Raw genomic sequence first — 12,284 nt, 5'->3', positions numbered from 1 at the left:
CAGTAGTCAGTAGTTAAAAACTCTAAAGGAATGCAAGAAATCTCTACTGAATTCTGACTCCTGTCTCCTGACTCCTGAACTATAATTCTTTAAATTCATTCCTGATTAATTCCGCCCTGAAAATATCCCTCTGGTGAGCGGACATCTCCCGGCCTGCCACCTTGATTAAATAAGCCGGTCTGATCCTCACCATTAGTTCATTTAACAACTTAGCTGGTATGCCCGACAACAAATTCATTTCAATGCCCAGCCTCAATTCGGAAAATAAGCGCATCGCCTCTTCCGAAGACAGAATATGCGCGTTCTTTAAGATGCCGTAAGCACGGTAGACACGGTCTTCGACAAAATCCCGCCTGTCTTTGTAAAGGGCTTCGCGAGTGGCTTTTTCCTGGGAGATTATTTGCCGGACTATGGCGGTAAGATTGCTGATTATCTCTTCTTCGGTCTGTCCAAGAGTAATTTGATTGGATATTTGATACAGATCCCCGAGAGCTTCCGTGCCCTCTCCAAAAAGGCCACGCGCCGTAAGGCCGACTTTACCGATAGCGTTCAGCACCCCTCGCAGCTGCTTTACCAACCCCAAACCAGGCAAGTGCAGCATTACCGAGGCGCGCATGCCGGTTCCCACGTTAGTGGGACATGCCGTGAGGTAGCCAAGCTGCTCGGAAAAAGCATAATCCATAGTCTTTTCCAATCCGTCATCGACTTGATTAATCAAATCCCATGCCTCATTAAGCTGCAAACCTGAAAGCAGGCATTGGATCCGTAGATGATCTTCCTCGTTAACCATAATGCTGATTACTTCATCATCCCTCAGCACAACCGCCTTGCGCTCAAAATTGTCTATCAGATCCGGGCTGATCAAATGCTTATCTACTAGTATTTGTCTTTCTACCGGAGACAATGCGCTTAACAAGCTCAACTCCAGTACACCGGCCTGTTTTGCCAGTTCCTTGTCCTCCACCGCCAGTCTCACCGCGTGGATCACATCTTCGGCCCTGGCATTATTCAACAAGTGCGGGAAAGGTATGCCGGCCAAGTTTCTAGCCACTCTAACCCGGCTGCTTATCGCTATGCCCGACTCCGGGCCGTCCGCGTCCATCCAGCGGCTGTGGGAATCATTCACTGTCTTTTTGAGCGGCATCAAACTTCGCCTCCCTCATTCATACTCTTTTCCAGTTGATGAATTTGATCACGGAGTTGAGCGGCCTGCTCAAAATCCTCGCGGCTAACCGCTTCTTTAAGATGGTTCTTCAAAATACCGATCTCCTTCGCCAAACGGGCGCGTCCTCCGGTGCGCTCAGGCACTTTACCGGTATGCCTGGTGCTACCGTGAATCCTTCGCAAAAGGGGAAGCACCTTGTCTTCAAAGAAAGGATAGCAATCGCCGCAGCCAAGCAGTCCCTGTTTAAGAATCTGTCCTTCAGGCACCCCGCACTTTTCACATCTGTTTCCGGTTGTTTCCGCCTGATTGTGCTGCTCCCCGCCCAGTTCGTGATTTAAAAGACCGGCAAGGAAATTGTGCAGGTGTATTTGCGGGACAAAACCAAAACCCTGGGGCTGGATTTCCCTGGCACACACCTCACAAAGATGTGTTTCACTTTTATGACCGTTTATTATTTCTGTCATATGCACCGTCGCCGGACGCTGTCCGCAGCGCTCGCATAACATATCAGCTTCCCCCTTCAACTTGCCGTTTATCAGACTCACTCTCTCAATACCGCCGTTACCATCGCTTTTAAGAGCAAGGCCCTCAATCGGTCGCGCACAGGCAAATTTATACGCAGGATATTGCCGTCCACCGCGGCACGCATCAAGCGGGCCTCTCTCTGGGTAATCAACCCCTCCTCCAGCAGTCTCCGGATTAAACCTGCGGCGTCGTTTTGAGATATCGAATCGCCGATTAAATTGCTGATATCAAGTACGAGATCCACCCGCTGATCCAGGGGCAGTTTGACGATCCTGATAAATCCCCCTCCACCCCTTCTGCTCTCCACAATATAGCCCCGGCCCGTTGAAAAGCGGGTTGTCAACACATAATTGATCTGTGAAGGAACACAATTGAAGCGGTTCGCCAGTTCACTGCGTTGAATCTCAATAAAATCTTGAATGCTTTCCGCCAGCAGTTTCTTCAGATAACGCTCAATGATATCGGATATATTATTCATTCAAGTCACCATCCCATATGCCGCCGCTTGTTTGACTTTGATTGACCTTGACATTATTATAGCCTAATTGCATATCATTATCAATACCTTTTATCTATTACTATTTTAGCCTTAAAACGCCGGGCTAAAACATAAATAGCAAAAACATAAACACACTCGCATATGAAAAGAACCGGTGATATAATCCCCGGTTTTGACTTATAAAGCCCTTTAATGAAAAGGTTTCCTTTGGTTAATTTAGTCCTCCATATACACCTTGGCAACCGCTACCACCGAATCCCCCGGGTCAAGGCGCATCAAAGTCACTCCCTGGGTTGAGCGGCCTATGGCGGAAATACCCGCGACGCTTAAGCGAATAATAATTCCTTCGGCGCTGATCATCATTATTTCTTCTTCATCTTTCACGGCCTGGACTGCTACCACCGGTCCATTCCGATCGCTTGTCTTAATATTAATAATCCCCTTGCCGCCGCGGGACTGCAGGCGATACTCGGTAATCTGAGTGCGCTTGCCGAACCCGTTGGCCGTCACGGTAAGCAAATAGGATTCCGGACGAACGGTCTCCATCCCGATCACCACGTCGTTTTTCCTTAAAGAAATTCCTTTTACGCCACGGGTAACACGGCCCGTGGAGCGCACTTCCTGTTCTGAAAAGCGAATGGCCAGGCCTTTTAGAGTGGCTAAAAAGATTTCTTCTTTGCCGGTAGTGAGCTTTACGTCAATTAATTCATTTTGTTCGTCTAAGGTGATGGCGATAATTCCATCCCGGCGGGAGGTATCATACTCGTTCAGCGGGGTTTTTTTCACAATCCCCTGCTTGGTCGCCATAAATAAATATTGATCCGGATTAAACTCGCGCACCGGGATAACCGCCGTCACTTTTTCATTGTTTTCGATATAGATCAGGTTCACCAGCGCCGTTCCCTTGGCCTGCCGGCCGGCCTCCGGTATTTCATGCACCTTAAGCCGGTATACCTTTCCCCGGTTGGTAAAGAACAATAAAAAGTGATGCGTCGTGGTGATAAACAGGTGTCTGACAAAATCTTCCTCTTTGGTGCCCATGGCGGTAACGCCGCGGCCGCCCCGCCGCTGGCTGCGGTATGTATCAAGCAGGGTTCTTTTCACATAACCCTGGTTGGTGATGGTGAGCACAACTTCTTCATCCGGGATCAAGTCTTCATCTTCAAAAGACGCTTCTTCATACGATATGGTGGTGCGGCGCGGATCGGCGTATTTTTTCCTGATAGCGGTCAACTCACTTTTGATAATGTCCAAAACTTTTCGCTCATCAGCCAGCACTGAGCGAAGGTAGTTTATTTTTTCCATAAGTTCCTTATATTCCTGCTCCAGCTTCTCCCGCTCCAGGCCGGTAAGCTGCCGCAAACGCATTTCCACAATAGCCTCGGCTTGTTTTTCGGAAAGACTAAATCTTTCCATCAGAGATGCTTTGGCAATTTCCGTTGTGCGGGAAGACCTGATAATTCTGATTACCTCGTCCAGATAGGACAGGGCGATACGCAGGCCTTCAACAATATGCGCCCGCGCCTCCGCCTTTTTCAGCTCAAAGCGGGTGCGCCTTACAATCACGTCTTTCTGGTGCTCAAGATAGTAAAATAAAGCTTGTTTCAGATTTAAATAACGGGGTTTGCCGTCCACCAGCGCCAGCATGATTACCCCAAAGCTTTCCTGCATTTGGGTGTGTTTATAAAGCTGGTTAAGAATTATCTGCGGGTTGGCGTCTCTTTTTAGTTCAATAACAATACGCATGCCCTTGCGGTCCGACTCGTCCCGCAGGTCGCTAATCCCTTCCAGTTTCTTTTCTTTTACCAGTTCGGCTATTTTTTCAATCAAGCGCGCTTTATTCACCTGATATGGTATTTCATTAACGATAATGCTGCTTCTTCCATTCGCGTTGTTTTCAATTACCGCCTGCGCGCGGACTTTAATGCTGCCCCGGCCGGTGCGGTAAGCGTTCCAAATGCCTTCCATACCCATGATTTTGCCGCCGGTGGGAAAATCAGGTCCTTTAACCGTGGTTGTCAGCTCTTTAATGCCGACATCCGGGTTGTCAATGAGCATAACTACCCCGTCGATTACTTCACCGAGGTTGTGGGGCGGAATATTGGTCGCCATTCCCACCGCGATACCGGCGGAACCGTTGACCAATAAATTAGGGATTCTGGAGGGTAGAACAGTCGGTTCCTCAGTCTTTTCGTCATAGTTGGGACTGAAGCTGACTGTATCTTTTTCAATATCAGAGAGCATTTCCGTCGCAATCTTGGACAGCCGCGCTTCCGTATAGCGCATGGCCGCCGCCGAGTCCCCGTCAACGGACCCGAAGTTGCCATGCCCGTCTATCATCGGATAACGGGCGGCAAAGTCCTGCGCCATACGCACCAAAGCGTCGTATACCGCCACATCTCCGTGGGGATGATATTTCCCCAGCACATCGCCGACAATAAACGCCGATTTACGGTACGGCTTTTCAGGCGAGAGACCAAGATTGTGCATTGCGTAAAGAATACGGCGGTGCACCGGTTTTAACCCGTCACGCACATCAGGAAGCGCTCTTCCCACGACAACGCTCATAGCATAATCCAGGTAGGAATGCTTCATCTCTTCGTTAATATTCACCGGGATCACTTTTCCAGTTAATGACGGCAAACCGCTCACCTCTGCCTATTTTCTCCGACGTAGGAATTATACCAAAATAAACTAATTAATGCAATTTACCGAATAACGGCTCTGACAGTGCTGTAAACTTTACAGCCGGGTCTTTCATGGTTTCATAAACCAAGGTTAATAACTCTTATTCACCTGTTCAATAAACCCGCTCGCCGTAAAATTTACTTTTATTTATACTAAGGACGTTGATTACGAATTAACTTATGTTTAGCGCCTCCTTTATTCAATGTCCCGACAGCATTTCATACAATCATAACACACCACCTCAAATCATTTTTTATTGCTGTTTTTTATTGGCAGCCTGCCAATGGCCCGTACATACAAAAGATATAATTTTTGCCGGTACTTTTGCATTATCGCCTGCGGCCATTTTCTTGAGATTAAAATAATTTTAGTTTCGTTCAATTGAACACACCCCCCGTTTCCTATATTTTTTAGGGCCCTCTAATCAAGCCGGCCAAGCTGCGTTCGAAAATTGAAAGCGTAATTACCGATCCCCATTTAAGACAACCGACTGTTGAGTTAACTTTGATAAAAACCTGTTCACGGAAAAATGTCTTCACTTCATCGAGCACTACCGGCGCAATCGCATATATGTCCTGCAGGAAATTGTCTGATCTCTCAAGCATCGCGCCGGATATAAAAGATATTAACAGCAATAAGGCGGTTAAAAATATTGTTTTGGTTTTATTAAATCCCACCGCCTTGTATTTTAAAACAGTTCTCATTATCCTTGCCCCCTTTGCCGTTCGTTTTTTGATTTATATGCTACCATATTTTAGCAAACCCAATATTTAGCTATATTGGGCCAATAATTATCAATATGTTAGCATAGCTTCTTCTTGCTTCTTTTTTTGTATGGATTACGTGCGCTGAAAATCGCCTTAAACAGTTCCCTCGTTTATCTTCGGGAGCACTCTTGCTCTTTGAATCAGGCTTTAAAAAGTTAAAACCCCTGCCTTTCCTGGCAGGGGCTGCACCGCTATAGATATTTAATTCAAGACAACACTCTATATGTCCAGGTTTCTCACCGCGAGAGCGTTTTCCAGGATAAAGTCGCGCCGCGGCTCCACACGGTCGCCCATCAGCATTGAGAAGACGGCATCCGCTTCTATAGCGTCCGTCATATCCACCTGCAAAACTGTTCGCGTATCCGGATCCATGGTAGTGTCCCACAATTGTCCGGCATCCATTTCGCCCAGACCTTTATATCTTTGAATATTCACTCCGTCCCTGCCGATTTGCTCCAACAATTTATCCAAATCAGCGTCATTATAGACATAAACGTCTTTTTTACCTTTCTTTACTCTATAAAGCGGGGGCTGGGCGATAAAAACATAACCGGCTTCGATCAACGGCCTCATGTAGCGGTAAAAGAAAGTGAGCAAAAGCGTTCTGATATGCGCGCCGTCAACATCCGCGTCGGACATCAGAATCAACTTGTGATACCTAGCCTTGCTGATATCAAAATCCTCCCCGACACCGGTCCCGAGAGCCGTAATCATCGCTCTGATTTCTTCGTTGGCCAAGATCTTGTCTAAACGCGCTTTTTCCACATTTAAAATTTTGCCCCTTAAAGGGAGAATCGCTTGAAAGCGCCTGTCCCTTCCCTGTTTGGCCGAGCCGCCCGCAGAGTCTCCCTCAACAAGATACAATTCTGAAATAGACGGGTCTTTATCGGAACAGTCAGCCAGCTTACCCGGCAGGGTAGAACTCTCCAGAGCGCTTTTCCGCCTGGTCAACTCTCTTGCCTTCCGCGCCGCTTCTCTGGCTCTTGAAGAGTTTAGCGCTTTTTCCAGAATGCGTTTGCTAATCTGGGGATTTTCCTCAAGGAAAGCGCTTAATCCTTCAGCGACGACCGCGTCTACAATGCTTCTGACTTCGCTGTTGCCCAGCTTGGCCTTAGTTTGTCCCTCAAACTGCGGCTCCGGCACTTTCACACTGATTACCGCCGTGAGACCTTCCCTGATATCTTCCCCCGACAGGTTGCTGTTGCCATTCTTTAAAATATTATATTTGCGGCCGTAGTCATTGACTACCCTGGTTAGCGACGCCTTAAAGCCCGCCTCGTGCGTTCCACCGTCAACGGTGTTGATGTTGTTGGCGTAAGATAGTATGTTTTCCGTATAAACGTCAGTATATTGCAAAGATATTTCGACCAGCACATCATCCTTTTGTATTTGAAAATAAATTGGCGCATTATGCAAAGGGGTTTTATTTTTATTAAGAAACTTGACAAAATCAATTATGCCGCCCTCATGCTGCAATACTACTTCCTGGCCGGTCCGTTCGTCTTTCAGGACTATCCTGATGCCCATATTCAAGAAAGACAGTTCTCTCAAGCGCTGGCAAAGGGTATCATAACTATAATCAAGTTCTTCAAAAATATCGGGATCGGGCTTAAAAGTCACTTTTGTTCCGCTAATTTCACTTGGCCCGATTATTTCTAAATCTGTTACAGGGACACCACGTTCATATTTCTGCCGGTAAATATTCCCTTCCCTTCTCACTTCAACTTCCAGCCACTCGGAAAGGGCGTTAACCACAGAAACCCCCACGCCGTGCAGGCCGCCTGATACTTTGTAGCCTCCCCCGCCGAACTTGCCGCCGGCATGCAGCATCGTCAAGGCCACCTCAACCGCAGGGCGGCCAACCTTCGGTTGTATACCGACCGGTATTCCCCGTCCGTTATCAATAACTGTAACCGAATTGTCATCATTGATTGTCACTTCTATCTGGTCGCAATAACCTGCCATTGCCTCATCAATACTATTGTCCACAACTTCGTACACCAGGTGATGAAGACCTCTGGCACTGGTGCTCCCGATATACATGCCGGGACGGCGGCGAACGGCCTCAAGTCCTTCCAGCACTTGAATTTCTTCAGCGCCATACCCGTTGTTATTGTCATATCCATTCAATGCCAGAACAACTCCTTTTTTGGACTAAACATATATTATTATAACACGCAGGCAATTCACCCTCAACTCATAACCAAAATTAATAAATTATGGATTATTTTAGGGTATTATTATAATATAATTTACTCGTCAATAATACTATCGGATCTTTTCTTTAAAGTCGCACATGAAATAGGGGAAAAATATATTTTATCAGTGGTAATCAAGTAAGATTTTTCTTTATTATTTCCCGATACGTGTTCAATAAAGCCCTCATCCCGGGCGATTTCAAGAAATTCCTTGGTGATTGGAGATGACTTCGTCTCTATCTCTAAAATAGCTATAATATCTTTTTTCGGCACCACCACATCAGCCCCAATATGTAGAAACATAATCAGACCTCCTTTTCTGACTTTATTATTTTGCCTTCGCGCACAATAAAGAGCTTCTTGCTCAGTCCATCGCCCGCACCTATATCTCTAACAGTGCTGGATGTAATAAAAGTCTGCACATTTTCCTTTATTTTATTAAATAAAGCTTTTTGCCTGGCATTATCCAGTTCAAACAAGACATCATCAAGCAATAAAATAGGGTGCTCGCCAATTTCATTATGCCACATTTGCATTTGCGCTAATTTTAAAACCAGCACGATCGTGCGCTGCTGTCCTTGAGAACCATATACTTTAGCTTCTTTCTTGTTAATTAAAAAAACAAGATCGTCGCGGTGCGGCCCGATTAATGACTGCCCGCGCGCGATTTCTTCGTTTTTCGCGGCAGACAAGGCAGCGTTAAAAAGATTAATAATCTCCTGTTCACTGGTCATGCAGTCAATTTTTAAAGAAGACAGGTAGCGTATGCTAAGCTCCTCCAACCCACCCGTCAATTCGTGGTAAATACTCCGTATTACAGGATTCGCTTTTTTCAATAATGCCAGTCTGAAAAAAATTATTTGCGCTCCGTATTGGCAAAGTTGTTCATTCCAGGTTTGCAGTAATTCGCTATCACGCTTCCTGTCCCTGATCTCACGCAATAAATTATTACGCTGGGTCAAAATCCGCTGGTAACGGCCCAGACAATACACATACCGGTTGTCAAACGGGCCGATCTCCGCATCTAAAAAACGCCGCCTTTCTTGTGGCGATCCTTTCACAATAACCATGTCGTCCGGAGTAAACAACACTACTCCCGGCCACCCCAGAGGATAACCGCGGACCGGCGCGCCATTGACCTTTATTTTCTTCTGTCCGGGTGTCAGCAATACTTTTAACTCCAGCTCACGCCCCGCGGATTCGAATAAACAGCTTATTAAAGAAAAATCGTTCTGCCAGTTGATTATTTCACTTTCTTTGATAGTGCGGAATGACTTGCCCGTACAGGCCAAATAGACAGATTCCAAAATATTTGTTTTTCCCTGGGCGTTTTCTCCGTTTAAAATATTCAATGAAAAGCCTGGTCTGATATGCTCATGGAGGTAGTTGCGAAAATTCATCAACTCCAGGTTTTGCAGGCGCAATAATTAAACACTCCCAGTTCCAGATGTTTTATTCCTCTTTTACACGTACGGGCAGGAGTAGAGAAAAATAGTCTTCCTCACCTACCGGCCTAAATATTCCCGGACTGAGCGGACCGGCAAATTCTATTTCAATTTCTTCATTCCCGATTACTCTTAACAATTCACTTAGATATTGCGCGTTAAAAGCGACTTTAATTGGTTCACCTTCATAATAAGCGGAAATTTCCTCATAAACCCGCCCGGCCACGGTGCTGGCCGAGATAACAGAAATTTTATCTTTTAAGTCAAGTTTGATCACGGATGATCCCTCTGTGGTTAATAAAGCGGCCCTTTCCGTCGCCTCCAAAAGTTCTTTTGTTTTCAAACGAACCTTTGACAGCAACTCTTGTGGAATTACCTGATGGAAAGGAGGAAACTTGCCATTAATTAAACGAGAAATAAAAGATATGTTCTCCGTAGCGAAAAGAACCTGGTTTTCTGTAATGGTAACCTGCACCGATTTCTCCGGTCTGCCAATAATTTTACTTAATTCATTTAGAGTTTTTCCCGGAATGAGCACTGATATGTCAATAATGCCGCAGTTGTCCGCGTTAACCTTGCGCCAGGCCAAACGGTGCGTGTCGGTAGCCACCATCTGCATCTGTCCGTTTTTTAATTCAAGCATGGCGCCTGTAAACAGCGGCCTGTTTTCATCCGTGCCGACGGCAAAAATAACCTGTCTGATAGCTTCTCTGAAGATATTTTCCTGAATATCAAAGCCGGTGTCACGCGAAGGTAAAGCAACTTCGGGAAATTCCTCCACCGGGAAGCCGTTAATATTGGTCTCCGATTCACCATATTTAATTATTACGCTCTCCGTCAAGGGATCTGATTGAAAAGAAATCGGAACGTCAGGCAACTTTCTGATTAACTCAGAAATATATTTGGCAGGTAAAACCGCCGCGCCTTTTTCAATAATGCTTGCTTTTACGGAACACTTGATCCCTATTTCTAAATCTGTGGCTGTAACGATAAGCAGATCGTCTGCGGTCTCAAATTTTATTCCTGAAAGGATTGGCAAGGGGCTTTTTGAGGATACGGCGCGCTGAACGGTCTGAACCGCAAATAAAAGGTCGTCCTTACTGCTGATTAAATGCATTTTTTTACTCCCGGTTAATAATATTATTATAAAATAAATTATTATTTTTTATTAATAGTAGTAGTGGCTGTTATTATGTGGATATGGTGGTTCCGCTAAGATATTTCTTAAAGAAAAAGCTGTTGATAAAAAAAAGATAAATTTTAATAAAGTATTTTTTAAAAATAATTATCCACAGTTTGCAGTTAAATAACAGAGTTATTTATTAACTGTTTTTTATCTTTTTTACTAATTCAGCGATAACGTTCTGCAATGTATAATCTTCTTGCAGCTTGTTGCTTATTTTATTGCACGCGTGCAGCACGGTGGTATGATCACGGCCTCCAAAAAAATCTCCTATTTTGGGCAGGGAAAGATCCGTTAGTTCCTTCGTCAAGTACATGGCTATTTGACGGGGAAAGGATATGGCGGTAGTTCTTCTCTTAGCCTTAAAATCCTCCTGACGGAGATTATAATAGCTGGAAACAACCTGTTGGATCAGTTCTACTGTTATTTCAGTCGGTTTTTCCGGCGGCAGTATGTCTTTGAGAACTTTCGCCGCCAGTTCCGGAGTTATTTCCTCGTTATATAAAGAAGCGTAAGCAATCACTTTGATTAAAGCTCCTTCAAGGACACGGATATTTGATTGGATTTTATCTGCAATATAGGAAATAGTATCATCAGGCACCTGCAAGTTTTCTAATTGCCCTTTTTTTCTTAAAATAGCTATGCGGGTTTCCAGATCTGGCGGTTGAATATCAGTAATAAGGCCCCATTCAAAGCGGGAACGGAGACGATCCTCCAATGTCGGTATTTCTTTTGGCGGACGGTCACTGGATATGATTATTTGTCTATTGTCTTCGTACAGAGAGTTGAAGGTATGGAAAAATTCTTCCTGCGTGCTTTCTTTTCCCGCTAAAAATTGAATGTCGTCCACTAGCAGAATATCCATATTACGGTATTTATTTCTAAAATCGTTGGTGTTATAATCTCTTATAGAATTAATTAACTCGTTTGTAAATTTTTCGGATGTTACATAGGAAACTTTCATTCTGTTATGGTTTTCCAGAATAAACCAGCCAATAGCCTGCATTAAGTGGGTTTTACCCAGTCCGGCGCCTCCATATATAAATAAAGGATTATAGGTTTTTGACGGAGATTCAGCCACTGCAAGGCAAGCGGCATGGGCAAACCGGTTGCTGTTGCCGATTACAAAATTTTTAAAACTATATTTTGGATTGAAATGCGTTGAAGATAAATCATCAGTATTTTTATCGTTTTGTTTTTTATTGGAAGATGCTATATCTGATATTTCGCTGGATATGAGAAACTTTACATCGATATCTTTGTTCAAGATATTTTGGAAAACTTCTTTAATTAGAGGAGCGTACCGGTCACTGAGCCAATCACGTGTAAAATAGCTGGGGGCTTCGATAATAATTGTGTTTTCATGGCACCCAAGGGGTTTAAGTGATTTAAGCAAAGTCTCAAAGGAATATTTGTTTATTTTTTTTTGTAAAATCTGAAGTGATTGATCCCAAAGATCCTGGACTTCACTTTTAATCATATAAACTCCTGGTTACCTCCTGAGAAAGAATTTTGTCAAAATTGAAATTTTTAAAGAAAGAAAATTAAACCCCAAAAATTCTCTCTCTGCTTAAAAAGAGACCTTTTGAAGGTTTAAGTTAAGATAATTTTAGCTAAAGAAACTATTAATTAATGAATATATTTTGAAGTTTATTACTGTATTTGTAAATGGCTAATTAATCATACCAAGATTTACTTTATTAAGTCAATGCCTATTTTATCTCGCTTTATCTCTCTTCGAGCTAATTGCGATGTTTGAGAAGCCAGAGCGTACAAGGGTTGAAAGGAACAAAAAAAAAGATTTTACCCCAAAA

At 44.3% G+C, this 12,284-nt stretch carries 11 protein-coding genes; all 11 read right to left on the bottom strand.

All coding sequences use genetic code 11. From position 1 onward, the window contains the following. Positions 1-79: 79 nt before the first annotated feature. Positions 80-1,144, bottom strand: coding sequence for a protein arginine kinase (locus tag A4E54_RS04710; RefSeq protein WP_286724708.1), 1,065 nt, complete (start codon positions 1,142-1,144; stop codon positions 80-82). Then, entirely contained in the window at positions 1,144-1,710 is a 567-nt protein-coding gene (locus tag A4E54_RS04705; RefSeq protein WP_353681811.1) for a UvrB/UvrC motif-containing protein, read from the bottom strand. Before A4E54_RS04705 ends, A4E54_RS04710 begins: the two co-directional genes overlap by 1 nt. Then, the gene (locus A4E54_RS04700) at positions 1,707-2,168 is read right to left on the bottom strand and encodes a CtsR family transcriptional regulator (RefSeq protein ID WP_286724706.1); all 462 of its coding nucleotides are present in this window, start codon (positions 2,166-2,168) and stop codon (positions 1,707-1,709) included. Before A4E54_RS04700 ends, A4E54_RS04705 begins: the two co-directional genes overlap by 4 nt. 237 nt (positions 2,169-2,405) lie before the next feature. Next, the gene (gene gyrA / locus A4E54_RS04695) at positions 2,406-4,832 is read right to left on the bottom strand and encodes a DNA gyrase subunit A (protein WP_286724705.1); all 2,427 of its coding nucleotides are present in this window, start codon (positions 4,830-4,832) and stop codon (positions 2,406-2,408) included. A gap of 291 nt (positions 4,833-5,123) precedes the next feature. Next, positions 5,124-5,258 (bottom strand): hypothetical protein, encoded by a 135-nt coding sequence (locus A4E54_RS04690; RefSeq protein WP_286724703.1) that lies wholly within the window; start codon positions 5,256-5,258, stop codon positions 5,124-5,126. Between the two features lie 29 nt (positions 5,259-5,287). Continuing rightward, positions 5,288-5,581, bottom strand: a complete 294-nt coding sequence (locus A4E54_RS04685) for a hypothetical protein (protein WP_240082101.1) — start codon at positions 5,579-5,581, stop codon at positions 5,288-5,290. A gap of 282 nt (positions 5,582-5,863) precedes the next feature. After that, positions 5,864-7,774 carry a DNA topoisomerase (ATP-hydrolyzing) subunit B gene (gene gyrB / locus A4E54_RS04680; RefSeq protein ID WP_286724701.1) on the bottom strand — a complete coding sequence of 637 codons (1,911 nt, stop codon included), beginning with the start codon at positions 7,772-7,774 and terminating at the stop codon, positions 5,864-5,866. A 122-nt stretch (positions 7,775-7,896) separates the two neighbouring features. Then, entirely contained in the window at positions 7,897-8,145 is a 249-nt protein-coding gene (gene remB / locus A4E54_RS04675) for an extracellular matrix regulator RemB (protein ID WP_286724698.1), read from the bottom strand. A gap of 2 nt (positions 8,146-8,147) precedes the next feature. Then, positions 8,148-9,266: a DNA replication/repair protein RecF gene (gene recF / locus A4E54_RS04670; RefSeq protein WP_286724695.1), complete on the bottom strand. Its 1,119-nt coding sequence runs from the start codon at positions 9,264-9,266 to the stop codon at positions 8,148-8,150. Between the two features lie 28 nt (positions 9,267-9,294). Then, the gene (dnaN, locus tag A4E54_RS04665) at positions 9,295-10,404 is read right to left on the bottom strand and encodes a DNA polymerase III subunit beta (protein WP_286724693.1); all 1,110 of its coding nucleotides are present in this window, start codon (positions 10,402-10,404) and stop codon (positions 9,295-9,297) included. A gap of 205 nt (positions 10,405-10,609) precedes the next feature. Continuing rightward, entirely contained in the window at positions 10,610-11,950 is a 1,341-nt protein-coding gene (gene dnaA / locus A4E54_RS04660; RefSeq protein WP_502687923.1) for a chromosomal replication initiator protein DnaA, read from the bottom strand. Positions 11,951-12,284: the final 334 nt, after the last annotated feature.

Origin of the sequence: Pelotomaculum sp. PtaB.Bin117, from assembly GCF_002067195.1 — a bacterium.
Taxonomy (GTDB): domain Bacteria; phylum Bacillota; class Desulfotomaculia; order Desulfotomaculales; family Pelotomaculaceae; genus Pelotomaculum_D; species Pelotomaculum_D terephthalicicum.
The sequence above is the reverse complement of the archived record's forward strand: the minus strand, read 5'-3'. Positions and strand labels throughout refer to the sequence as shown.